27 protein-coding genes and 1 tRNA gene are annotated in these 24,077 nt (G+C 57.9%); 20 read left to right on the top strand and 8 right to left on the bottom strand.

Features of this window, described 5'->3' with window-relative positions; genetic code table 11:
• Position 1: 1 nt before the first annotated feature.
• The 3 genes from BLV15_RS13245 to BLV15_RS13235 all read right to left on the bottom strand — a co-directional run bounded on the left by BLV15_RS13245 (position 2) and on the right by BLV15_RS13235 (position 2,279).
• Positions 2-994, bottom strand: coding sequence for a GlxA family transcriptional regulator (locus BLV15_RS13245; protein WP_090228977.1), 993 nt, complete (start codon positions 992-994; stop codon positions 2-4).
• An 88-nt stretch (positions 995-1,082) separates the two neighbouring features.
• Positions 1,083-1,736: a DJ-1/PfpI family protein gene (locus BLV15_RS13240; RefSeq protein WP_090228975.1), complete on the bottom strand. Its 654-nt coding sequence runs from the start codon at positions 1,734-1,736 to the stop codon at positions 1,083-1,085.
• 201 nt (positions 1,737-1,937) lie between these two features.
• Positions 1,938-2,279, bottom strand: coding sequence for a hypothetical protein (locus BLV15_RS13235; protein ID WP_139210726.1), 342 nt, complete (start codon positions 2,277-2,279; stop codon positions 1,938-1,940).
• A 353-nt stretch (positions 2,280-2,632) separates the two neighbouring features.
• On the opposite strand from BLV15_RS13235, the gene BLV15_RS13230 reads away from it, so the two are divergent.
• Positions 2,633-2,917: a BrnA antitoxin family protein gene (locus BLV15_RS13230; protein ID WP_090228969.1), complete on the top strand. Its 285-nt coding sequence runs from the start codon at positions 2,633-2,635 to the stop codon at positions 2,915-2,917.
• A 122-nt stretch (positions 2,918-3,039) separates the two neighbouring features.
• Here BLV15_RS13230 and tcuC read toward each other — a convergent pair whose 3' ends face one another.
• From tcuC to BLV15_RS13210, 4 genes are all read right to left on the bottom strand, one after another.
• Positions 3,040-4,341: an MFS transporter gene (tcuC, locus tag BLV15_RS13225; protein WP_090228967.1), complete on the bottom strand. Its 1,302-nt coding sequence runs from the start codon at positions 4,339-4,341 to the stop codon at positions 3,040-3,042.
• 45 nt (positions 4,342-4,386) lie between these two features.
• Positions 4,387-5,544: a tricarballylate utilization 4Fe-4S protein TcuB gene (gene tcuB / locus BLV15_RS13220; protein ID WP_090228964.1), complete on the bottom strand. Its 1,158-nt coding sequence runs from the start codon at positions 5,542-5,544 to the stop codon at positions 4,387-4,389.
• Positions 5,531-6,985, bottom strand: coding sequence for an FAD-dependent tricarballylate dehydrogenase TcuA (gene tcuA / locus BLV15_RS13215; RefSeq protein ID WP_090228961.1), 1,455 nt, complete (start codon positions 6,983-6,985; stop codon positions 5,531-5,533). Before tcuA ends, tcuB begins: the two co-directional genes overlap by 14 nt.
• Positions 6,986-7,145: 160 nt before the next feature.
• The gene (locus BLV15_RS13210) at positions 7,146-8,081 is read right to left on the bottom strand and encodes a LysR family transcriptional regulator (RefSeq protein ID WP_090228959.1); all 936 of its coding nucleotides are present in this window, start codon (positions 8,079-8,081) and stop codon (positions 7,146-7,148) included.
• Between the two features lie 349 nt (positions 8,082-8,430).
• On the opposite strand from BLV15_RS13210, the gene BLV15_RS13205 reads away from it, so the two are divergent.
• From BLV15_RS13205 to BLV15_RS13115, 18 genes are all read left to right on the top strand, one after another.
• Entirely contained in the window at positions 8,431-8,709 is a 279-nt protein-coding gene (locus BLV15_RS13205) for a type II toxin-antitoxin system Phd/YefM family antitoxin (RefSeq protein ID WP_175534357.1), read from the top strand.
• Complete coding sequence (locus tag BLV15_RS13200; protein WP_090228955.1) at positions 8,702-8,998, top strand: type II toxin-antitoxin system RelE family toxin; 297 nt, start codon at positions 8,702-8,704, stop codon at positions 8,996-8,998. Before BLV15_RS13205 ends, BLV15_RS13200 begins: the two co-directional genes overlap by 8 nt.
• A gap of 179 nt (positions 8,999-9,177) precedes the next feature.
• On the top strand, positions 9,178-9,777 hold the full coding sequence (locus BLV15_RS21880; protein WP_139210725.1) for a hypothetical protein: 600 nt from the start codon (positions 9,178-9,180) through the stop codon (positions 9,775-9,777).
• A 71-nt stretch (positions 9,778-9,848) separates the two neighbouring features.
• Positions 9,849-11,123 carry a DNA cytosine methyltransferase gene (locus tag BLV15_RS13195; protein WP_090228952.1) on the top strand — a complete coding sequence of 425 codons (1,275 nt, stop codon included), beginning with the start codon at positions 9,849-9,851 and terminating at the stop codon, positions 11,121-11,123.
• Positions 11,110-13,422: an ATP-binding protein gene (locus tag BLV15_RS13190; protein ID WP_090228950.1), complete on the top strand. Its 2,313-nt coding sequence runs from the start codon at positions 11,110-11,112 to the stop codon at positions 13,420-13,422. Before BLV15_RS13195 ends, BLV15_RS13190 begins: the two co-directional genes overlap by 14 nt.
• A gap of 1 nt (position 13,423) precedes the next feature.
• A complete protein-coding gene (locus BLV15_RS13185; RefSeq protein WP_090228947.1) occupies positions 13,424-14,344 on the top strand; it encodes a hypothetical protein in 921 nt (306 codons plus the stop codon).
• Positions 14,345-14,846: 502 nt separating this feature from the next.
• Positions 14,847-15,119, top strand: coding sequence for a hypothetical protein (locus BLV15_RS13175; RefSeq protein ID WP_090228944.1), 273 nt, complete (start codon positions 14,847-14,849; stop codon positions 15,117-15,119).
• Positions 15,112-15,309, top strand: a complete 198-nt coding sequence (locus BLV15_RS13170) for an Arc family DNA-binding protein (RefSeq protein WP_090228941.1) — start codon at positions 15,112-15,114, stop codon at positions 15,307-15,309. The genes BLV15_RS13175 and BLV15_RS13170 overlap by 8 nt, the downstream gene beginning before the upstream one ends.
• Positions 15,310-15,348: 39 nt before the next feature.
• Entirely contained in the window at positions 15,349-15,645 is a 297-nt protein-coding gene (pflM, locus tag BLV15_RS13165) for a lysogeny maintenance protein PflM (protein WP_090228939.1), read from the top strand.
• Positions 15,646-15,691: 46 nt separating this feature from the next.
• A complete protein-coding gene (locus BLV15_RS13160; protein WP_090228936.1) occupies positions 15,692-15,895 on the top strand; it encodes a hypothetical protein in 204 nt (67 codons plus the stop codon).
• Between the two features lie 516 nt (positions 15,896-16,411).
• Positions 16,412-16,798 carry a DNA-binding protein gene (locus BLV15_RS13155; RefSeq protein ID WP_139210724.1) on the top strand — a complete coding sequence of 129 codons (387 nt, stop codon included), beginning with the start codon at positions 16,412-16,414 and terminating at the stop codon, positions 16,796-16,798.
• 199 nt (positions 16,799-16,997) lie between these two features.
• Positions 16,998-17,207: a hypothetical protein gene (locus BLV15_RS13145; RefSeq protein WP_090228929.1), complete on the top strand. Its 210-nt coding sequence runs from the start codon at positions 16,998-17,000 to the stop codon at positions 17,205-17,207.
• Positions 17,208-17,223: 16 nt separating this feature from the next.
• Positions 17,224-17,466: a major capsid protein gene (locus BLV15_RS13140; protein WP_090228926.1), complete on the top strand. Its 243-nt coding sequence runs from the start codon at positions 17,224-17,226 to the stop codon at positions 17,464-17,466.
• Positions 17,467-17,619: 153 nt separating this feature from the next.
• Positions 17,620-18,897: a virulence factor TspB C-terminal domain-related protein gene (locus BLV15_RS22315; protein WP_245728183.1), complete on the top strand. Its 1,278-nt coding sequence runs from the start codon at positions 17,620-17,622 to the stop codon at positions 18,895-18,897.
• Positions 18,897-19,223 carry a DUF2523 domain-containing protein gene (locus BLV15_RS13130; protein WP_090228924.1) on the top strand — a complete coding sequence of 109 codons (327 nt, stop codon included), beginning with the start codon at positions 18,897-18,899 and terminating at the stop codon, positions 19,221-19,223. The genes BLV15_RS22315 and BLV15_RS13130 overlap by 1 nt, the downstream gene beginning before the upstream one ends.
• 10 nt (positions 19,224-19,233) lie before the next feature.
• Positions 19,234-20,406 (top strand): zonular occludens toxin domain-containing protein, encoded by a 1,173-nt coding sequence (locus BLV15_RS13125; protein ID WP_090228922.1) that lies wholly within the window; start codon positions 19,234-19,236, stop codon positions 20,404-20,406.
• 143 nt (positions 20,407-20,549) lie between these two features.
• Positions 20,550-21,827: a hypothetical protein gene (locus BLV15_RS13120; RefSeq protein WP_245728182.1), complete on the top strand. Its 1,278-nt coding sequence runs from the start codon at positions 20,550-20,552 to the stop codon at positions 21,825-21,827.
• Positions 21,824-22,798 carry a phage integrase gene (locus BLV15_RS13115; RefSeq protein ID WP_090228917.1) on the top strand — a complete coding sequence of 325 codons (975 nt, stop codon included), beginning with the start codon at positions 21,824-21,826 and terminating at the stop codon, positions 22,796-22,798. The genes BLV15_RS13120 and BLV15_RS13115 overlap by 4 nt, the downstream gene beginning before the upstream one ends.
• Before the next feature lie 74 nt (positions 22,799-22,872).
• Here the strand turns inward: BLV15_RS13115 and BLV15_RS13110 are convergent.
• Positions 22,873-22,949, bottom strand: a tRNA-Met gene (locus BLV15_RS13110).
• Between the two features lie 347 nt (positions 22,950-23,296).
• Here BLV15_RS13110 and BLV15_RS13105 point away from each other — a divergent pair.
• A complete protein-coding gene (locus tag BLV15_RS13105; RefSeq protein ID WP_090228915.1) occupies positions 23,297-23,995 on the top strand; it encodes a hypothetical protein in 699 nt (232 codons plus the stop codon).
• Positions 23,996-24,077: the final 82 nt, after the last annotated feature.

The raw sequence follows: 24,077 nt of genomic DNA, 5'->3' as shown, positions 1-24,077 counted from the left end.
GCTAGGCGAAGCGCTCCGCGTAGGCCTGCGGGCTGACGGACAGGTGCTTCTGGAAGGTGCGGCGCAGGTTCTCCGGGTGGCCGAATCCGGTCAGCCGCGCCACGCTGCCGATCGAGCAACTGGCGTCCTGCAACAGTGCGCGCGCCGCCTCCAGGCGAATCTTCTCCACATAACGCCCCGGCCCCATGCCCAGCTCGCGGACGAACACCCGCGACAGCGTGCGCGGCGCCATGCTCGCGCGGTCGGCCAGCGCCTCCAGCGAGAGGTCTTCGCCCAGGTGCGCCGGAATCCACTCCAGCAGGGCCGCCAGGCGCGGCACCGTGCGGTTCTGCTCGGCGAGCAGCGGGCTGAACTGCGCCTGATCGCCGGGCCGGCGCAGGAACATCACCAGCCTTCGCGCCACCGCCAGGGCCAGCGGCCGGCCGAGGTCGGCTTCCACCAGAGCCAGCGCCAGGTCGATGCCGGCGGTGATGCCGGCCGAGGTGAAGATATGCCCATCGCCGTCGCGGTTGCGTGGGTCGTAGGTGTGCAGCCGCTCGCCCTGCACGCGCACGCCCGGGTACTGGCGCAGGGCGTCGAGGTCGTCCCAGTGGGTGGTCGCTGCATGGCCGTCGAGCACTCCCGCGGCGGCGAGGATCAGCGCGCCGGAACACACCGAGCCGAGCCGGCGCACCCGGCTTTCGGCAAGGCGCAGCCAGGCGAGCAGGGCGGCCTCGGCGCAGGGCGTGTGGATGTCCATGCCGCCGGGCACCAGCAGGGTGTCCAGTTCGCCGGGGTCGACCTCGGGCCAGGCGCGGTCGACGCACAGGCGCAGGCTGGCGGACGTGGCGACCGGCTGCAGGTCGGCGCCCAGCAGGCTGAGGGCATAGGCCGGCGGCAGACCGTGGCGACGACGCTCCTCGTTGGCCGAGGCGAACACCTGCAGCGGGCCGGTGACGTCCAGCCCGACCACCTGGGGAAAGATCAGGCAGGCAATCTGTCGCGGCGGATTCATCGCAGGTTTCCTCGTGAGCGCTGACCGAGTATGCCGCGTGGCTATATTTGTGGACAACCCACGATTATCGCCACCTTCACGTCTGCCTTCAGCTGCGCGCGTCGGCGTCCCAGTCATACTGCATCTGCCGCGCGGTGGCTTTGGCCGCCGCCAACCCGAGCACGCGACCGACCAGGTGCAGGCTCATGCCGATGCCGGCGGAGATTCCGGCGGAGGTGAGCAGCTTTCCGTGGTCGACGAAGGGCACCGAGCCGATCACCTCCAGCGCTGGAAAGCTCGCGCGCAGGTCGTCGAGGTCCTCCCAGTGGGTGGTCGCGGTCAGGCCGTCGAGCAGGCCGAGCTTGGCCAGCAGGAACGCGCCGGTGCAGACCGAGGCCGTGATCGCCGCGCGGCCCGCGTTCTCGCCGATCCAGCCCAGGGTCGCGGCATCCTCCAGCGGTTGGCTGACCACGCCGCCGGGCACGATCAACAGGTCCAGCGCCGGGTGCTCGCCGAATGCCGCACCGGGCACCACGTGCAGGCCATGCCGCGCGGCGACCGGTTCCGGAGTCGCGGCGACGGTGGTCACGCGGAATGCGGGGTGGCCGAGCAACCCGTCGCGCGCCGCGACGCGGGACGCCACGGAAAACACTTCGAACGGACCGGCGAAATCCAGCACCTCGACACCGGGGAACAGCAGGATGCCGACCTCCAGAGGACGACCGGTAACGGTTTGGGCTAGGGATTCGTGTGAATTGTGCATGGGCAGCTCCGCAGAAGATTCATGGCTGCGATCATCCCTCCGCCTGCGGTTGGCGAGAATGACAATAGGCCCACGGAAATGGTCATTCACTCATCGCGAACAGGGACGGCGACGAATGAAGGACCCATCCCCGAGCCGAACGGCGGGCATAAAAAAGGGCTTCCTCGGAAGCCCTTTCAACAGCTGGTCACGGTCGCCGGGCTATTTTTTCTCTGCCGGCTTGCCGAGCTGGATGCTCTTCACCGTTTCTTCCTGGAACTCGTAATGCGTCGCGGCGGGCGGCGCCGAACCCGGCGCGGGCGGCGTGATCGGTGCTGGCGCGAACGCCGGGGCGGGCGGCGGTGCGTCGCTGCCGAAGACCGGCTTGCCGTTGAAGCGCACCGATTGGAGGAATTCGCTGAAGGTCGGCGGCAACTGTCCGGAGAAATGCGAGACGAAGACCCATCCGGCGGCCACTACCAGTGCCAGGGCGGCGATCAAACCCCAGGGGGCGCTCTTTCTTCGACGCAGGTGCGAGGGGGCGTCGTTCTTTTCTGCTTGCATCCTGATCTCTTCGCGGTAACCGGCTGCTCAGCCGTAGGCCGGCAATTATGCCGCGCCGACCGCAGGGCGGCAGCAAACTTCGCGGGGGAAACGGGCGGATCGCCGATTGGCGGACAAAGAAAAGCCCGCGGGAGGGCGGGCTCAAGCCGTAACAAACACAAAGGAGTCACTTGCGTCAGGAAGAGACGTTACAGGGCGCAATGTGAAGGATTCGTGAAACGTGCCGGCGCTGCCAACGGCGCCGTCCGAACGGGCTTGTCGCCCTCTGAAGCCGCGAATTTGGCGGCCTAGGGAATTCCCCTGCGCTCTGACTTGTCCGAACCGGTAGCGCAAAGAAAACTGGAGCAGAGCAGATGGACAGAAGAAACCGACCGACCGAAGCTCCCATGCCGCTCGCGCGGCAACAGGCCAGGGAGCTCGCTACCGAACGCCTGCTGGCCGAACTCTTCGGTAGTGCCGATGGCGAGGGGGCCGACATCGGCGCAAGGCCAGCCCCTAGCAAGGAAGTCAGTCTGCACCTCGACACCGAAGTCCTCGCCGCCTTTCAGGAAACCGGCACCGACTGGCAAACCCGCATCAACAAGGCCCTCGCCCACTGGCTGGCCGAGCATGATCCGAAGGAGCTGAGCCGGGCGTGAGTCGGCTGCTGACAACGTTGGCGACGCCTCCAAGGAAAAGGGCCTGCCTTTCGGCAAGCCCTCGGTCTGTCCGGGTGGACCTCGGTTCACGCCCGTCCGGCTAGCGACAGGCGACCGGACAACTAGACGGCCCCGACCGCCAGCGCTTTTTGCCGACGATACAGAATCGTCGTCGCCGTGAACCCGCACACCGCCGCGAACATCAGCCAGCAGGCCGGGGACGCCTTGTCGCCTGTCGCCTGGACGAGCAGCGTCGAGATCGCCGGGGTGAAACCGCCGAACACCGCGGTGGCCAGGCTGAACGCCAATGAAAACCCGACTACCCGCACGTTCTGCGGCATGACCTCGGTGAGCGCGGCGACCATCGCGCCGTTGTAGATGCCGAAGAAGAACGAAAAGTACAACAGCACGGCGAGGAGCCGCTCGAAACTTGCCGCCTCCGCCAGCCAGTGCATGGCGGGGTAGGCGGTGAAGATGCACAGCAGCGATATCGCCAGCAACAGTGGACGGCGGCCGATGCGGTCGGAGAGGGTGCCGCCGATGGGCAGCCAGATGAAGTTGCTGACGCCGACCAGCAGCGTGACCATCAGGCTGTCGGTCGCGCTCAGGTTCAGCACGGTCCGGCCAAATGTCGGGGTGTAGACCGTGATCAGGTAGAAGGTGGTGGTGGTCATCGACGCCAGCAGGCCGCCGGCCAACACGGTGCTCCAGTTGTCCCGCATCGAGCGGAAGACTTCGCGGGTCGTCGGGCGATGGCTGCGGGCTTTGAAGGCCGCGGTTTCTTCCAGCGAACGGCGAATGACGAAGATGAAGGGGATGATCACGCAGCCGATGAAGAACGGAATACGCCAGCCCCAGGCGGCGATTTCGGTGGTTTGCATCGTAGCGTTGAGGGTGTAACCCAAGGCCGCAGCGACGACTATGGCCACCTGCTGGCTGGCCGATTGCCAACTGGTATAGAAGCCGGTGCGACCGGGCGTGGAAATTTCCGCCAGGTACACGGAGACGCCGCCCAGTTCCGCGCCGGCGGAGAAGCCCTGCAGCAGCCTGCCCAACAGCACCAGGATCGGCGCGGCCACGCCGATGCTGGCATAGCCCGGCACTAGGGCGATCAGTACGGTCCCGCTGGCCATGATCGAGAGCGTCACGATCAGGCCCTTGCGCCGGCCCACTTCGTCGATGTACGCCCCCAGCACGATGGCGCCCAGCGGACGCATCAGGAATCCGGAACCGAAGACCGCGAAGGTCATCATCAGCGAGGCGAACTCGCTGGTGGCAGGAAAGAAGGTCTGGGAGATGTAGGTGGCGTAGAAGCCGAACAGAAAGAAGTCGAACTGCTCGAGAAAGTTGCCGCTGGTGACCCGCAGGATGGCGCCCAGTTTGGACCCGCGGGACGGGGTTGTTGCCGTTGTCGTTTTCATCATGGCTACCGTTGCTCACTATTGTTTTTGAAATGAGTGCCTTGACCGTCAGTCGCTTGCGGCGTTGATCGGGTTGGGTTGGCGCTTTTCGATGGCGTGCTTGAGCAGCGCTGCGCTGCGGAAGATGCCGTGGGCGAACTTGCTGTAGGGCATGGTCAGGAAGAACGCCATGACCAGGCCGAGATGGAGGGCGAGCATCGCGCCCAGGGCGCTGGTGTCGCGCAGGGCGAGTAGCGCCAGGCCGCTTGCGCTGACCAGAAACAGCAGTGCGATGAAACCGCGATCCATGGGTTTCTGCTTCTCGTCGCCGTGCGCGGGGTCGCGGCGCAGGTTCAGCCAGAGGAGGCCCGCCGGGCCGATCAGCAGGCCGATGCCGCCAGCGATACCCAACATCACCGGCGCGCTGAAGATCGGATAAGGCGCCGACCACTGCAGCAGGTAGTGGAAGAGCGTGGCGACGCCGGTGGCGGCGAAGCACAGCATGAAGCCGTAGAAGGTCAGGTGGTGGAACCGGCGGCGCCACAAGGTGAAGCGATCGTCGGCGTTGTTGCAGCCTTCGCCGTGGCCGCCATCCAGGTACTTGAGCGTCGCGACGTTGGCCGTGGCTTCAAGGGCCGCGGAGGTTTTCAGCGGCACTGGCGCCGCCGGCGGTGAAACGTTGCGCCAGAAGCGCCGCACACCCAGCGTCAGTGCGAGTACCGCGAAGCCGAACACCGAGCCGAACATCAGCGCCAGGGTGTTGTGCGGGAAAATCCGGTAGAAGTCGCCGCCGGGAACGACCGTGAACAGGTTGCCCATGAGCATCAGGGTCAGGCACAGGAACAGCGCCAGTCCCCCACCGGACGCCAGCGCCAGGGTCAGGCCGTTGCGCTGGTACAGCTTGCCCATCGCCCGCGGCCAGGCGTATTCGGCGTAGGTGTCCAGGCGCACCTTGGCCATGGCCTTGGGTACGTTGACGTCGAACTCGTGGGGGGCGGCGTATTGGCAGGCGTGCAGGCACGCCCCGCAGTTGTGGCACAGGTTCGCCAGGTAATGAATGTCTGCCTGGGCGAACTCCAGGCGACGGGTCATCGCCGGAAACACCGCGCAAAAGCCTTCGCAGTAGCGGCAGGCATTGCAGATGGTCATCTGCCGCTGGACTTCACGTTCGTCCAGATTCAGCAACGGGATCAGCCCGCCCGACATGTGTGGATCAAACAGCTGCATGGCGAGGCTCCGTGTGTGCAGATGAAACGCCACAGCCGGCCGAAGCGGCCGCCTGCACGCCGGCGATGCGGCCAAACGCGGTGCCGATGGCCATGCCGATGCCGGCGGTGTAGCCCTTGCCGAGGACGTTGCCGGCCATCATTTCTCCCGCGACGAACAGGTTGGGGCTCGCCTTGCCGTTGAAGTGCACGGCGGCGGTTTCGTCGGTGGCGAGGCCAAGGTAGGTGAAGGTGACGCCCGGTTTGAGCGGGTAGGCGTAGAACGGAGGTTTCACCAGCGGCCGCGCCCAATGGGTCTTGGCGGGCAGCAGGCCCTGGGTGTGGCAGTCGTCCAGCGCCGTGTGATCGAAGGTGCCGACGCGGCAGGCGGCGTTGTAGTCCTCGACGGTCTTGACGAATCGCTCCTGCGGCAGCTTCAGCAGGCGGGCGAGATCGTGCAGGGTGTTGGCGGTGGTTCCGGGAAACACCGGCGGCATGAAGCGGCCGATGGCCTGCTGGTCGATGATCGAGTACGCCTGCTGACCGGGTTGCCCGGCCACCAGACGCCCCCAGATCGCGTAGCGCTTCGGCCAGAAATCCTCACCCTCGTCGTAGAAGCGCTCGCCGTCGCGATTGACCACCACACCCAGGGATACGCAGTCGATTCGGGTGCAGATGCCGCCGTCGTAGAGGGGCGCGCGGGCATCGATCGCGACCATGTGCGCTTGCGTAGGATCGCCGATCACATCGGCGCCGAGGTCGAGCATGCGGCGCAGGAGGATGCCGGTATTGAATCGGGTGCCGCGGATCAGGAAGTTGTCCGACGGCCATTCGCCGCGTTCGTTCTGGCCCCAGGCTTCGCGCAGCCATTCACGGTTGGACTCGAAGCCGCCGGCCGCCAGCACGCAGGCGCGGGCTTCGATGCGTTCCGCCGGGAAGCGCTGACCGTCGGCCTCACGTTCGCCCACATGGGCGGCGACGAACCTGCCGTCATCCAGCTCGATGTTGGTCACAGGCACGCTGTAGCGAATCGTTACCCCCAGGCGCTCGGCGCTGCGGAAGTACGCATTGACCAGCGCCTTGCCGCCGCCCATGAAGAAGGCATTGGTCCGCGCCACGTGCAGCGCGCCGGACAGCGGCGGCTGGAAGTGCACGCCGTGCGAGCGCATCCAGTCGCGACAGGAGGACGACGCCCGGATGGCAATGCGGGCGAGCTTTTCATCGGTGAGGCCGCCGGTGACCTTCAACAGGTCCTGCCAGTACTCCTCTTCCGGGTAGGCATCGACCAGCACGTCCTGCGGTTCGTCGTGCATGCAGCGCAGGTTGCGGGTGTGCTGGGAGTTGCCTCCACGCCAGGTTTTCGGAGAAGCCTCCAGCAGCATTACGCTGGCGCCTGTTTCTCGCGCCATCAGAGCGGCGCACAAGGCAGCGTTGCCACCCCCTATGACTAAGACGTCGATCATTACCGTTCCTCGATGTGCAAGGAGGCGGAAACGAGTGCTCCTTGCGAGCGGGGTGAACGATAGGGTGGGGAATAGGGGGTCGAAAGGCGGCTTTTGACGCGGGGTGTTTAGTTTTTCTAAAGGCTTGCCGGCAGGGAAGGTCTTCTACGCGTGAACAGGGTTACGCCTCGACTCCTTCCAGCCAGGTAGCGCCAGGCCATTGTTTGTCGACGACCAGTTGTCGCGCCACGTCGAGGATGACCAATCGCGCGGCCAGCGCCGCTGGCGAGAGTTCATCATCGGCCAGCGTCGCCAGGAGGTTGCGCCGGCCCACATGCGGATCGGCAATCCGGATCAGCGAAAGTCCAGACCCGTCTTTCAATGCCGCGGCCGCGCCCGGTTGTATGGTCGCCGCGTGACCGGCCCGAACGGCGTTCATCAACACGGCGAGGCCGTCGACCTCCATGATGACATTCGGCGTCAACCCGACCCGCTCGAACGCGCTCATCAATGCCGAGCGCAATCCATGCTGCGCGCTGGGCATCACCAGCGGCAGGCCGCCCAGCTCGGCCAGCTGCACGCTGTCACCCGTCGGCGCCTGGGGCAGCTCGGGCGAGGCGATGACGAACAGCTTCTCGTCCAGCAGCGGCGTCACGCTCCAGCGTTTTCCCCCGTCGAGATGGAAGAGGATGGCGAGGTCGATTTGCCGTGCATTGAGCTGCGCCGCCAGGTGGCCGGAGAGCATCTCAACCACATGCAGCTGGATGTCCGGGTAGCGCGCGCGCATGGCGTTGATCAACGGCAGGGCGAGCACCGTCGCGGTGGTTGGCGGCAGGCCGACACTGACATACCCGCTCATTCGCCCGCGGTGGGCCGCCATGATCGCGTTTTCCGCCTGGCGCAGCGTCAGTTGGGCATGGTGCAGAAACGCGAACCCGGCGCTGGTGGGCGTGACGCCGGTAGAGGTCCTGTTCAGCAGACGGGTGCAGAGTTCGCTTTCCAGCTTCAAGACCTGCTGGCTGAGGGCCGACACGCCAACCTCCAGCTCAAGCGCCGCGCGCCCCAGGCTGCCAAGCTCGACGATCTTCACGAAATAGCGCAGTTGTCTCAATTCCAAGGTGGCTGCTTCCTGTGAGTCTGCTGTCCGGCTGCCTGGCATGTCGAGTGCCTGTTCCAGGCCCGCTTCTGCCCGCCGCTGTTGGGCGAAATGGCGAGTCCGTGGTTACTGTTTCACCCGATAGGGACGCCGCCCGAGAGGGACCCTACGTTTCGAGCGGACGTCGGTAAAGCGATTTTGCAGCGCCGTTCGGATGACGAAGATCGCTCAATAACCAGACTCATCTGGCGTACTGGCTGGCCAGCTACCGCAGTGTTTTCCAGACAAAGGTTTCTCGTACTGACTGGCCTGGCGTAAGCTATAAGTGCTTTTTAAACGTGCTTTTCATGATGCTTCAAGAGGTGTTTTCATGACCTTTCCCGTATTGGCTGATGTAGCCGCCTCGATTACTGATCTCAAGCGCGACCCTATGGGTACCATCCGTGAAGGTCATGGCGAAACCGTGGTCATCCTCAACCGTAACGAACCGGCCTTCTACGCCGTACCACCCGCTCGCTATCAAGCCATGCTCGAATTGCTCGATGATCTGCGACTGGCCGAAACCGTTCGTGCTCGCCAGGGTGGCGAAACCGTCTCTGTAGAGATCGACGACCTTATCGCCGAAGCTGAGGCGGGCATTCGTGCCTAGCTTCACGCTTGAGTTTCACGTCAAGGCTCGCAAGGAATGGGACAAGCTCGACGCCACCATTCGTCTCCAGTTTGCCAAGAAGCTTAAAGAGCGCCTGACCTCGCCCCGTATTGAGGCCGACAAGCTCAGCGGCATGACGGACTGCTACAAGATCAAGCTCCGCTCTGCCGGTTACCGTCTGGTGTATCAGGTCGTCGATAACAAACTGGTGATAACGGTTGTGGCTGTCGGTAAGCGTGAACGTTCTGAGGCCTATACAGCTGCTCAGAAAAGAGTAGAGCAGCCGTAGTCGGCTACGAACTGCCCTAGCAAGCCAGAAAGACCATAAAAGGGGCTTCCGACCCTCCCCTTAGCTGGCTAGACCAGTCCTTTTCAGAAAATTCGACCAATGTAGTCTCTCTGGCTATTTACCTATGCAATTCGAACAGTTAATTTCCGCTGATGGCAGTATGCCAAGATTGGGTACGCGTGGATGACGTGCAAGCAGGAGGCGTGACTCTGCACATGGAAAGCAATGAGCTTATCTCAGACCTCATAAAAATAGGTATCCCATCAGTAGTAGCTCTTGCCGGGACTATTAGTAGCCTACTTCTTGCGTTATGGGGAAATAAGCAGAGCACGTTAATAGCGAAATTACAGCACCATCATAACCAAGAGATAGAAAGAAATAATAGGACAGGTGAGCTCGCTAAAATATGCGCAGCTGATTTATCAAAACTTCACAACCATTTCATTAGCTTCTGCACTGTCTTCTTCGCAAAGATTGACACAATAGTCTGCAATGACCCTTGGCCTGAAACCGAGCAAGAGCTAATAAATTACCGCTACCAAGAAGCACTCTTATCGCTAAGCAACCACGCCGCCATAAAGTCATACATCACACTTCTTGGAAACAAAGAACTAACCAGAACGCATCAAATATATTTGAATTTCGTTTCTGAAATAATAAGCGCTTATTCCGAGAGTGGAGACATGGACGCCAATATATTTGAAAAACTAGTAGATCAGTCTAATCACGCACACGCCCAACTCACAAAGCAAATTAGTGACATATATTTACTAAAATAAAGCTCTGGTTCCTGGACAGGATGAAAACCATGAATTAACATCTATCCAAACCTGACAAAATAGGTAATTTTATGCGCTTCATCGACGTATTTGCAGGCTGCGGCGGCCTATCCCTCGGACTACTTAAAGCTGGTTGCCAGGGTGTAGCAGCTATAGAAAAAAACCCAATGGCATTCGAGACGCTTCGCCACAACTTGATTGATGGCGATCGCTACAAATTCGACTGGCCAGAGTGGCTCCCCAAACAGGCCATGAGCTGCGAAGATTTTCTAGGTGACTATGCTGAAAAGCTAGAGAGCCTCCGCGGTAACATAGATCTGATGGTTGGTGGCCCTCCTTGCCAAGGTTTTTCTGTAGCAGGCAGACGCAACCCCGCCGACCCCAGAAACAAAATGGCTGAACAGTATCTGGAGCTTGTAAAGATAATCCGTCCGACCTATATAGTGATTGAAAATGTGGGCGGGTTTAATAGCAAGTTTAATGAGAAAAAGCGGACAGGCGATGAAGATGATCGCCACTTCAAAAAGTCATATGCGGAGTTCATAAGCGAAGAACTTGAAAAAAATGGTTATACCGTTTCGCGTGGCAAGATAAATTGTGCAGACTTTGGTGTACCACAAAACAGACACCGATATCTAATCGTATGCTCACTTAGCGGGCAGGCAGATCTACTAAAAAATCTTACCAGCAGCCGATCAGAATTCCTTAACAGTAAGGGCCTTCCTACGGCACGTCCTGTCTCTGTATTTGAAGCGATTGCTGACCTTCAAACACGAGATAGAAAGCTCGTCATGAATGAAGACTCCGGCATGAGCGGCTTTCTAGAGGCTGTATATGAACCACCTCAAGTCTCATCGCCATATCTATCTATCATGCGAGAAGACTTCAAAGACGCCCCGAACAGTAGGCGCTTGCCTCGCCACAAGCCTGACACCATTGTGCAATTCGGTAAGATTCAACGTGAGTCGCAACCAGGTCGATCACTTTCTAAGGATGCAAGGGAGCGGCTTGGTCTTAAGAAACACGCAATCACAGTATTAACAAAAAACGCTCCCGCTCCGACAATAACAACCTTGCCCGATGACATTATCCATTATAACGAGCTAAGAATATTGACGGCACGAGAGACTGCACGCATTCAATCCTTCCCAGACTGGTTTGAACTAACCGGTAAATATACTACGGGCGGAAAATATCGAAAAATTGAATGCCCAAGGTACACACAGATAGGAAATGCCGTACCGCCTTTGCTTGCAGAGGCAATAGGCTCACTTCTAATCGCTAAGTCTCAGAAAGGGACTGAAAGCCACAACACGCAGAGTGAAGCAAAGAATGCAGGCTCTTAATTTTCGTGTTAGCTCTCACCTCAAGTCCATTATTGGACGCGATTTGATTACAGATGACTTTGTTGCGGTTTTTGAGTTAGTTAAAAACTCTTATGATGCCGGAGCCTCTGAGGTAAATATACACTTCACTGACAGCTGTATATTTATTATCGATAACGGCAAAGGGATGTCTTACAGCGACTTAATAAATAAGTGGCTTTTTGTTGCTTACTCCGCCAAGCAAGACGGAACCGAAGATGACTCCAGGTCAGATTATCGCGAATCTATTTCTACTAAAAGATATGCTGGCAGCAAAGGTGTAGGCCGCTTCTCTTGCGATAGGCTCGGAGAGCTTTTGCTCTTACAGACTAAAACCGCAGATGACGATGAAATTAATCGACTAGAAGTTGTCTGGGCAGACTTTGAAAGATCGTCCAAAGAAGACTTCGTAAACATAGATATAAAGCATACAGCAACACAAAACTTCGTACTTCCGTCACACATATCTTTTAGCTTTGATAGCGGAACAGTTTTAGAAATTGGATTTCTAAGAGAGGTTTGGGACAGAGCGAAACTAAAAGAGCTTAAATCCTCTCTCGCCAAACTAATTAACCCATTCGGCTCCCATAAAGAAAATTTCTCTGTACACATCTACGCCGAAAGCGAGAAAGCTGAAGACGAACGCATTCTCAACGAATCCGAAGAACCCCACCCGAATGAAATTATTAATGGCCCCGTAGATAACTTCATATTCCATACGCTTCAGGAGAAAACCACCTGGTTAAAGACATCTATATCTCAAGGACAGATCGTTACTGAGCTCGTTGACCGCGGGAAAGTGATATATAAAATCTCTGAGTCGAATGAATACAAATATCTAGATGACTCTGGATTTGAGTGCAATATATTTTATTTAAACCGATCGGCAAAATCGACCTTCGCTCGAAGAATGGGCGTTAACTCTGTTTCCTTTGGCTCGGTTTTTCTCTTTAAGAATGGATTCAGAGTATATCCTGTCGGAGAGGAGACGGATGATAGCTTTGGTATTGATAGGAGAAAGCAGCAAGGTTACTCACGCTATCTCGGCACACGTGACATTCTAGGAAAAATAGATGTATACGGCGATGATTCAAAGTTTAAAGAATCTTCCAGCCGGGACAAGGGTCTCATAGAAACATCTGCCTACCTCCAACTGAAAGAAGCATTTTGGCGAAAGTGCCTAATGCGACTAGAGAACTATGTTGTTGGAGTGAGCTGGCGAATCAAATATGACACAGATTTAGTTGACTCAGACCATCTTACCAGAGATGAAGTAAGATCAAAAATTATTGAAGTAATCAGCAAGCTAACTAGCACCCCGGGCATTACGGTTGATTACTTCGCCGATGATTTTCTCTCAATCATCGATAGCAAAACTAAAGACTTTGACAGAACAATAGATAACTTATCTAACATTGCTGAGAAAACGGGAAACACACAGCTCCTTGAGGAGGCTAAAACTGCCAAATCTCGATATCAAGAGATGCTTAAGGCAGAAGCCGAAGCTGTTCAGTATGCAGAAAAAGAACGAGCAGAACGCCGCAAGGCTGAAGAAGCAGCAGTAAAAGCCGAGCAAGCCCTAAAGATTGAGCAAGATAGAAATCTTTTCCTAACCTCGCTTCAAAGCCATGATAAAGATGTACTAGAGAGCCTTCATCATCAGGTCATTATTTACGCCAGCAATGCAATAAATCTAATTGAAGCCGGCTTATTCTCGATAAACAACAAAGGTCAGATGACGGTCAATGACATGTCTGAAACCCTTGAGAATTTGCTTTTACTTAATCAGCAGGTGATTGCCGCTTCTAGATTTGCAACCAAAGCGAACTTCAAACTCGACTCCAATTCAATCAATGAAGACCTTGCCCTTTACATCGAACAATACATAGACAAAGTATGCAAGGTTTATAAAAGCAAAGTCTCTATAAAAACAACCAGAACCGCTCGCGACTTCAAAATACAATTCAAGCCCATTGAAGTATCAATTATCATCGACAACTTGATTGACAACGCCATTAAGGCCTCGGCATCTTCTATCGATGTAACGATAAGCAAACATCAAGCGAACGTCCTTTCAATTGTATTAAAAGACAATGGTTCGGGTGTACCTCACGACATCCCCAACCATGAGTCTATATTTGACAAAGGCGTAACAACAACTAGTGGTTCTGGCCTCGGTCTCTACAACGTTCGCCAACTGCTACAAAACATAAATGGAAACATCAACCTGATTGAAACCAGCTATAACGGGACGACTTTCGAGATCAAGGTGTATAACTGATATGGACGCAACTTACTGCATACTCTGGCTTGATGACCAAAAAGAAGAATTAAGTGGTGTTGTCAAGAACCTCGAAGGTCGCCTTTATAGTGTCGGCCTACATGCGAACATAACCTGGTTCGATAAATTCGATGATGAAAGTGTGCAGTCGCTTACAGACTCTCTCAGAAAGCACTCTCCATATGACCTCATAATGGTTGATTATGATCTAGGCGCAGGAAAAGGTAAGTATGGACATATACTTACTAAACGTATCAGAAGCCAAACCTATGGCGATATGGCCTTTTATAGTTCTGCTCCAGATGAAGAACTCCGCAAGAAACTTTACGAGCAAAAAGTCGATGGGGTTTATTGTATGCAACGCCACTCCCTTGCTCATGAAGTCTTTTCATTAGCTCAGAACGCCATAAGGCGTGTTGTTCATCCCAACTATATGAGGGGTCTTGTTGTTGGATCTGTTGGGGAGCTCGAGGGGCTTTTTGAAGACACTATCAACGCCATAGTTAGATCCAAGGGTAGTCCTTCGATAGACGAAATAAGACTCATGGCGGAAGAATCACTTCAAGAATATATAGATGAACTTCAAAACGTCAACATACCTCGTTTAAAGACAATGTCTACCGAAAAAATCGTTAAAAAATTAAACTTACGCGTTAAAGTAGACTTCCTTCTAAAGCTACTTGACGAAGACGGTAGTAATCTTAGCCTTAACTGCCATCAAGTGATCTCTAGATTTGCAGACGAGATCAATCAACATAGAATCGAATTCGCACATGCACGAACAACCAATATACAAGGGATCCCTGTTTTTCAAGACAGAAAGCAAAAAGTTTGGGGGCCTGAGGAGATGAGGAATCTTCTATTAAAGCTTCGTGAACATTATGACGCAGCTAGAAATATTCACGGCTACTTCAATCGCTAGATCGTTCCGCTATCGACTTAGAGGCCAGCTATCGACTCTCTCGGTATCTGGCCCATATTCAATTCTTGCCAACTCGGGCGTACCAGCGCCTAGCTACTTCCTGGGTGATCGCTATCTCGCGTTTGGATTGGCCAAGTTTCGGTTGGCTTCGTCGAATTCAGGGCTCGTCTGGCCTATCTCCGGGGCTATCTCGCCGCTGACCATCCACCATCGATAACTCGGATACAAGGCGCCTAACGCTTCAATTTCATCCGTACTGATTCGCACGTCCTTGTTATAGAGCACCGTCCTCCACCGATTCGAGCCTATCGGTGTCTCCCTCACCAGCCGATCCATGCCAGCCATAGAGGCAACCGTTCTAACACGCTCGTTTATTGTGCCCATTTTGTATAAGTATTTTGATCAAATAGTTTGAATTTTGAGGGTGCGATTCATATGCTTTGTTCAAGTATGTTGACTCAAGTATCTGGGTCGAATTTTTGGACGAGTATAGGACAAAACCATGGAGCAGTCTGGTGTAGTAGGGCTCACCGTAGAGGGAAACGCAGAGCGGGTTACCGATTTCAGGGATGCACCGTTCTGTTCGCAAATAGTCCTGGCCGAAATGATCGGCATCGACGACGTAACGCCTGACGTTGTGCGCGGCTGGGTCGAGTCGCACACCGTCCCGACCGTGAAGATCGGCCGCCGCCGCGTCATCAACCTGCACCGCCTCCGTCGTGACCTCGACCGGGGCAAAACGGTGTTCTGCGCGGGGGATTACTCCGATGAGTAGGGCAGACCACCAGTTCAAGCTGCGCATGCCAGCGGAACTCCGCACCCAGGTCGAGAAAGCCGCATGGCTGGCTCACCGATCCATAAATGCCGAACTGGTTTTCCGCCTTACGGCGAGCTTCGCCCAGGAACAACCGGCTGAGACCTTAACCACCGCGCCCGCGTTGGTTTCACAGGAGCGCTCGGCATGATCTACGTGCACTCCGATAAGCCAGGGAGGGGCATGACCTATGGTCACCCTCGTCAGCTATCTGCGGATCACCCACGCACCGGACTGCTCCTGCTCTGTGTGCTGGTCAAAAGCCGCTTTTCGGCACCACGCCGCCTCCCCGTCCACACCCTGTCCCGACTGCACGCCCCGTGGCGAGCCGTATCAGGTCGATGGCCGGTGGTACTGCCAGACGGCCTCGTTCTGCGCCAAACACACGCCGTCCAAGCGTCCCCCGAAGTTCTGGAACGTTGTTTACGACAGCGGCAAGCCGACGCCTTTCGTTCCGGTGCACGAGCCGTTCGAGTTGGAGCCGTGAGTCCTGAACCCACCGCCCTGCCGGCAACCACTCAAGAGGAAAGGATATGGAACGCATGATTACAGGCAAAGAAGCGAGCGGTCTGGTGCAGGGTGACGTGATCGTTGCCAGCAGTGGCGAACACCGCATCGTGGATGTCACTTGCCACATGCAAGAAGGGTTCTTCGTCACTTACTTCGGCGGCGGTAGCGACCGCTTTGATATTTCCGACCTGATCGATTTCCCGTTTCCGCAGCCCGCCCGCTACTAACCCGCCGCCCTGCCGGTAGCAGGGCATCAACGGATGTCGAGAATTAGCTCATGCCACCAATCGAAATCCCCGACCCGCTCTTTTTTGCCCTGGCGTTCACGGGTTGGCTGCTGGTGCTGCTGCTCCCTGGTGAAGGCGCCCCCAAGCCCGATGAGGTCAGGGGCCGCCGTACCGGCTCGTCTGGACAGGCTTCATCGTCCAGTCGAACGGAGCGCCGGGCGAAGCGAACCCTTGACCCACCCCGACCCGATACAGCCTCAGCTCTGGAGAGTGGGGCAGCTCCACCGCCCCGCGCTCCTGAGCCCTCGGCGGCAAGAGTGGGATGACAAGGGCAAAGCCCTTGGTGTGAAAGAACAACCGGCCGCGCCGGAACAACCGAAGTAACGCAAGACAGCCAGCAACTTTGAAACGGCCCGAGTTAAGGGCGGGGGATTCCTCACGCCAAATTTCGCCAGAAAAGTTCACGGCTAATTAACCGACCGCGCAACCAAGCGCATTAAACCGAGGTACGAAACCATGATGTTCGATATTCCGACTGCAAAAGCCACCCTGGAAATTCTCGTCGTTCAAAGCGACTGGTACGCCAAGAAAGACACCGGCGAAGTGTTTGCCAGCCTGCAAGGCTTCTCGCCGATTCCGAAGGGCTCGAAAGAGCGTCCCAACGCCCGTGGCTTCGAATTCACCGGCTACAACTGCGACCCGGCCGTACTCGAGCAAATCAACTTCGACCAAGGCCCGGTGAAGATGAAGTTCGAAACCGCCGTGCGCCCGACCCGCGACCAATACGGCCGGATCGAAAACAAACAGGTCATCGTCGCCATCGTCCACGACGAACCCGCCCCGCGTCAGCAACCGAACCGCGCCAACCCGCAGGCACCCGCCAGCGACGCGGCCAAGTCCTGACAGGAGGGTGGACGGTGATCTTTCTCGACGCGGTGTACTGCAACTGCTGCGGGGCTTCGATGGGCAAGTTGTATAGCCAACCGGCTCCGCAATCTGACTTGTTGCCCGATATGAGGGTGCCGCCTCACTTCACCGTCTGCCCTGACTGCTGGGAAAGCTCCACTCCGATTATCGCCGCACTGCCTCACGGGGCGTGCGCATGAATTTCCTCGCCTGTGACGGCTCGTGGCAGGTCGGTGCCGGTGGTGAATCCATCTGCGCGGGCACGCTGCAAAGCATCACCGGCGAGGAAATGCAGACCCAATTCGGGACTGCGCTTAGTTGGGACGAAGTGGCCGAGTTACGCGGCGACATCATCACGTTGTTCGCCATCGTGTTCGGTTTTCTGGTCCTGAAAAAACTCCTTTGATTCGAGGTATACCGCAATGAAACAACTCCAAACCCAACTGAAAAACGCCGCCTACACCTACGGCCGGCGCGCTGGTCGTCTCGCTGCAGGTGTGTCTGCCGGCTCCCTGGCGCTGGCCGCGCAAGTACATGCCGCTGTTCCGGCCGATGCCACGGGGGCGCTCGATACTGCCAAGACCGACGTCGGCACCATCGGCTGGGCGGTTTTCGCCGTGATCGTGGCGGCCGTGGCGTTCAAGTACATGCGCCGCGCCCTGTGACGCCATCCGTTCCTGCACCTCATACGTGCCGAAGCAAGTAGACCCCGCTCCGGCGGGGTTTTCTTTTTCTGGATATCGCCATGAGTTATCAAGTTTACGTTCTGATTCTGACTTCACTCGCCTTTTATCTCTTGTTCTTTGGGCGGGTCTAATATGCAGGCGATCCTTCTTGCACTTGTTCTTTTATTTTCTACGTCTTCATTCGCTGATAACTATGTGTGGAAGGCCGTTCTTAACGGTACTGTTTGGGGTGCTGGCGCATCTCCCGCTGCTGCTTGTGCCGCTGTTTCTGCGCAAGTTGGGCAGACTGTTAGCGCGGTCAAACAGCCTAACGGGACGTTCTATTGCAAGTTCCCTGACGGGCGAGGTGAATGGGTTGTTGGCCGCTCCGGCACTAATTGCCCTAATGCTGACGACACATATAACGATGCAACCGGCGAATGTGTTCCAGCTCCGAACATGTGCGCATCTAAGGCTGGTGAATCCGTTAGTTGGGGCTTGTCTGTAACTGGATATCTAACAAACGGCAATCAAAGCGGCATTGGCGATACAGGCAATATTGAAGGGTGCCAAGTAAGTATCTCGTCGTTTACGTGCTCGCCTGCGAATGATGGTTCGAACGTTGGATATTGCCAGGGCATCGGCACTTTCACCGGTGAGAAGGGCAACACAGGAACACCGTCGCTTGGTGGCCCTGGAGCCGGGCAGGACCCGAATCCTCATCAGGATTCATGCGGCGAGGGCTACTCCTGGAGTGGGTCTGTCTGCGTTCCGAATCCGCCTCACGTCTGCGACCCCTCCACCGGCGAGGTTTGCACGCCCAGCAACCCTGATAACCCCGGTGATGGCGGCAACGGCGATGACGGCGGTGATGATGACGGCGGCAACGGCGGTGGAGGCTCTGGCGGTGGTAGTGGTGGTGGTTCTGGTGACGGCTCCGGCTCCGGCTCTGGTGATGGATCCGGCTCTGGTGGCGGGGATGGTGGCACAGGCAGTGGTGAAGGCGATGACGGCGGCGATGACAAGCCTAGCGTATCCGGCGATGCGTGCGGCTCCGACCTTAAGTGTTCCGGCGACGCTGTGCAGTGCGCCACGTTGCGCCAGGAAAAGGCGCTGCGCTGCCATACCGAAGATCAGGACGACTACGGCAAGTACAAGAACCAGATCAAGGCCGAGCTGCAGGGCGACAAATTCAAGCCGGGTGCCGACGATGAGGTTCGGGTGCCCAGCTTCATCGAAGGCAAAACCCGCTTCCTCCCCTCGAGCTGCCCGACCGCCAAAACCTTTTCCCTGAGCACCGGTGGCGGACGCACGTTCGCCATCAGTTACGACCCCCTGTGCAGCCTCGCATCCGATCTGAGCTACCTGATCGTGATCGTCGCCACTGTTTTCGGCGCGCTCTACGTCGGCCGCGCCTTTGGAGGTGAATGATGCAATTTCTCTACGGCGTTCAACTGCTGATCATGATCCTGATGCCACTTATCCAGATGGTCATGAAGGCCATCGGCATCGGTTTCGTTTCCTACCTCGGCTCGAACCTGATCATCGATCAGGCCATGAACTACATCGTCTCGCAAATGAGCGGGGCCGGTGCGGTCGTCCAGCAGATCCTCGGCCTGGCCAAGATCGACGTCGCCATCAACATCTACTTCTCCGCCATTACCACGCGCATGGTGTTGTCCGGCCTGAACAAGCTTCAGGACCGCAAACGGGCACAGGTCTGGCGGGCACCGGGTGGCACTTCGATAGAGGCTTGAGGACTGAACCATGCTCTATATCCGCACCGGTAAACCCGGCCATGGCAAGACCCTGAACACCATCCGGGAAGTCGATGAAAAGGCCCTCAAGGAAGGCCGTGTTGTCTACTTCCACAATGTTGCCGGCCTCAAGCCTGAGTTGCTCAAAGCGTCATGGTTCGAGTTCGAGGATCCGCACAAGTGGTTCGAGCTGCCGGAGAACGCCATCATCGTCGTGGATGAGGCGCAGGGCTGGTTCGGCATCCGTGACCCGCGTCAGAAGCCCCCGGAGTACGTCAGCCGCTTCGAAACCATGCGCCATCATGGGCACGAAGTGCATCTGGTTACCCAGGATCCGCGCTACATCGACGTGCACCTTAGGCGCCTCTGCAATGGGCATATCCACTACTGGCGGGTGTTCAAGTCCCAGCAATTGCTGCGCTTCGAAAGCGAGGCAGTGGTGGAAAAGGTCGAGGTCAAGACCAGCTTCAAGGACAGCGACAAGACCCACATCAAGCTCGACAAGAAATACTTCGGCGTCTATCGCTCAACCAATGCCGAACACCACTTCAAGTTCAAACCCTCGAAGAAATTCCTGATCGCCTGCGCCGTGCTGATCGTTGTGCCCTTCGTCGTCTTCAGGGCGTATTCGCGTTACCTGGAGGGTACGCAACCAGCGGCGCCTAGTTCGCCTCGCGCGGCAGATGCCAGCGCCGCACAGAAGGTGCAATCGGCGGTCAGCTCGCTGATCAATCCGGTGGGTGGTACGTCCCAGGCCGAGGCGGTGCAAACGCCTGCACAGTACTTCGCCAAACGATTACCGCGCATTCCTGACGTGCCCTCTACCGCGCCTATCTATGACGGACTCTCCGCGCCGGTCTCGCATCCCAAACTCTACTGCGTCTCCACGACGGATCCCGCGCTAGTCGCCAAGCGGCCCGCTTCCACCGTTCGAAACGGCACGGCCTGTCAGTGCTACAGCCAGCAGGTCACGAAAATACAGACCGCCTTCGACTTCTGCATGAGCGTTGCCCAGGACGGCTATTTCGATCCGACCATTCCCGATCGGGGCCAACTCACGGCGCAGATCCCGCCGCAGTCACCCGGCCAGCCTTCGTTCACGCCCAGCGAACGCTCGCAGCCCACCGTCATCGCACCGCGCCTGACGCAGGTCCCCTACGAAAAAGGGAAGTTCCTATGGTGATGCCTGCGCGTGGTGAAGCCCCTTTCGCTCGCCGAGCGAGGTACGAGCGGGCGCGCGAAAGGGGCGCGCAGGGGACGTCCCTGTAGCACGTCTTATAAACCGCTTTTTGTAACCTTGTTGCACCACTGTATTGGGGAAAGACCTTGAATAAGGCAGTTGATCAAATGCGTCTGGATGGCCTTACCGCTGAACCTTCAGCTCATGGCCGTCTGTTTGTTGATCCGAGAACGTCCCGGCTCACTGATCTTTCGAATGTCCGTCTCCTTGGCTGTCGCGTGGATACCGTCCGCCAGCTCTACCGGGGTCGTATCCGCCCCGATGTGCTCGCCCTGGTCGAAGAACCGGGTCTCGTCGAGTTCGCCGGTCACCAGTGGCACGCCGGACGCGTTGGCCGTGATTCGGGCTACCAGTTCAAGCTGCAAAATGCCGACCTCGGCTTCGTTCTGCTGCTGAAGAACTTCAACGTGAAGATTGATGTGATCGGCGCCCACATGAAGATCGAAGTGAGCCCGCACGCTATCCAGTCCTGCACGCCCGCCGTGCTGCAAGAGTGGATGGACCGCTTCGCGACCGAAGCCCTGGAGTTCGTCGAGCCCAACCAATGCGCCGTGCACCTCGCCTTGGACGTGCAAGGCTGGACGCCCCCCTCGGATCTGATCGTCCGCCTGCTGTGCCGCGCCCGAACGCGCCGCGACCTCTCGGGCATCAAGGAAATCCACTACGACGGGGAAGCTGTCAGCTACGGCCGTGGGCAATCCTTCCTGTTCGGTTCTGCCTCTGGCATCCAACTGGCGATCTACAACAAAACCCTGCAAGCGTATGCCATCGACAAGCTCGACTACTGGCGCACCACCTGGGCCAGCCTGGACAACCCATTCGACGCCGAAGACTCGCAGAACTACGACCCTGACGCCCCTGTTTGGCGGATTGAACTGCGCTTTCATCACTCCATCGTCCAGCAATTCGCTGACGGCTCCGAATGCGCTGGCCGTGTGCTGGAAAGCTCCACCTATGCCGAACTCGCCGGCCACCTCGACGGGCTGTTCCAGTACGGGTTGGAGTCCTTCCGCCTGTGCTCGAGCAAGGGCGTATTCGATGCCTTCTGGACCCTGATGCGCCATGACGTGCACGTCTCCGTCCCGGTCGAATCACTGCTCGGCCAGACCTACTACAAACGCCACTTCAAGACCTCCAAGGGCTTTAGTGGCAAGAACGTCGAACTGTTCCTGGGCAACTTCATCAGCTTGGTTTCAAGGGAGCGGATCGGCGCGGAAAAGGCGTTCGCCAGCCTCCGGGAGTGGGAGTGCTGGCCGGTAATCCGAGATCATTACGCCGACAAAGGAAAGACTGAGCGCGATATCTACAAGCACGTCCAGAAGCTCTTGGCCGAACGTACTGTGCGGTGGGGTAGGGCAGTATGACCGCCAGGAAGCACAGCGATGGCTGGATGGCCGATTTCTACTATGGTCGCAAGCGCGTCAGGAAATACGGATTCGCAACGAAGTCCGCAGCGCTGCGCTACGAAGCGGACTACCTGAGGCAGCGGTCTCAAACCGGTAGGCCGCTCGATGATCGTCTCTCCGATCTGGTTCGACTGTGGCACCAATTGCATGGCTGCACGCTCAAGGATGCGAAGGCGAGGCTGTCGCGTACCCTGGCTGTCGTCGAGCGTCTAGGCGATCCGCTGGCGGGGGAATTCGATGCGTTGGCCTGGTCGCACTATCGCAGTGAACGACTGAAGGTGGTGTCGCCTCATACGGTCAATCACGAACAGCGCTATCTGGCAGCGGTGTTTTCGGAGCTGGGTAGGCTAGGGGCGTGGTACGGGTCCAATCCTCTGGCGGCGATCCGGCAGATCCGCACTGATCAGGTTGAGCTGACGTTCTTGAGTTTGGAGCAGGTCCAGCGGGTGCTGGATGAATGCAAAGCGAGCATGAACACGCACTGCTATCCGGTAGCGCTGATCTGCGCTTCGACAGGTTGTCGGTGGAATGAGGCTGAGACGTTGCGCCGTTCGGATGTGTTCGGTGGCAAGGTGCACTTTCACAAGACGAAGAACAGCCGAAGCCGCTCGATTCCCATTCCTGAGGATGTCGAAGCGTTGATCCTGGAGCAGGGTATGCCGGGGCAGGGGCGACTCTTCATGTCATGTCGCGCTGCTTTCCGGGGCGCTTATGACCGCTGTGGTTTCAGCACGCCGGGGCAGCTCACGCATATCCTTCGGCACACGTTTGCCAGTCATTTCATGATGGGAGGCGGGGATATTCTCACCCTGCAACGCATCCTCGGGCATGGTGATATCAAGATGACAATGCGCTATTCGCACCTGTCGCCGGATCACTTGGCCAGCGCGCTAAAACTGTCGCCACTGGCGCAGCTGCGAGTGGCTTAGGCCATGCTTGGGCTATTTTTGGGCTATTGCCAAAAACAAAAAGGGCCTACCTTTCGGTAAGCCCTTGATGTGTATGGTGGCTACGCAGGGACTTGAACCCCGGACCCCAGCATTATGAATGCTATGCTCTAACCAGCTGAGCTACGTAGCCAAGTGGCGCGCATTATTCTCAGCTAGCTCCTTGCTGTCAACCCCATGAGCGTTTTTTTCGAAGTGCTATCAAGCGCTTAGCGTTCATCTGCGTCCGTTGCGGGCAAATGGTCGGCGGAGGCATGGGCGAGGAGGGTTTTTTCGGTGTCTCGCTGGCGTTTTTGCCCTGTGGCGCTGTCTTGTTAGCTATCCGGCGCAGCACTTAGGTGCGCGTTTCGCCATGAATGAGGAGCCTTCGATGCCCGCGTTTCACACCCTCCGTCCCTATCACTGCGCGCCGGTCGTCTGCCGGCCATGGCTGGGGGCGCACTGCGTGTCGAGGGGCGCCAAGGCAGGGTGCGGGCGGCCATGAGCGTTTCGGGTCTGTTGCGTGGGTCGATCGGCGTGCTGGTGGTCGTCCTGTTGCTGGTGCTGGCCGCGCTGTTCTGGCCGGCGGCGCAGTGGTTGCCGAGGGTTCTGCCGGACAACATGCGCGTCGAGGGCGTCAGCGGTTCGCTGATCAAGGGCGCCGGCGATCGTCTGTATTGGCGTGGGCAGCCGCTCGGGCCATGGACGTGGCGGATGACCGGCGCGGACCAGGTCGACCTGCGCCTGGGCGCGCTGGGGCAGGGCGAGTGGAACCTGCGCCTGGGCGGCTGGCCGCCGGCCTGGTGGCTGGAGGTTTCCGGAGGCGACCTGCTGTGGGCACAGAACGGCCAGCTGGGGCTGCTGCAGGGGCGTTTCAGCGGGCAACTGAGCCTGCGCGGCAATACCGATGGCTGCACCGCATCCAGTGGCGAACTGCAGACCAGCAATGCGGCGGTAGCCTTTCCGCCGATGACGCTGGGCTCGGCGCGCTTCCGCCTGGATTGTGCGGACGAATATCCGGTGCGTCTGGACCTGGTCCGCCGCGGCGAGCACGAACTGTCGTTCCAGCTCGACCTTGAAACCGCGCGTGGCCTGGTGAAGGGCGAATTGGTTCCGGGCAGCTCGCTGTCGCGCCTGGGCAGCGATTTCGGCCTGCTGACGCCGAACCAGCGCAAGGTCGACCAGCCGCTGGCCTGGTGATCGGCCGCACCTATCGGTGCCCAGACGCGGCGAATCCCTTCCATGAAAAAGCCCGGCACGAGGCCGGGCTTTTTCGTCGTCG

This window comes from Pseudomonas kuykendallii, assembly GCF_900106975.1.
GTDB classification, from domain to species: Bacteria; Pseudomonadota; Gammaproteobacteria; order Pseudomonadales; family Pseudomonadaceae; genus Pseudomonas_O; species Pseudomonas_O kuykendallii.
Note: the sequence above shows the minus strand (reverse complement) of the source record. Positions and strands in the feature narration are given on the sequence as shown.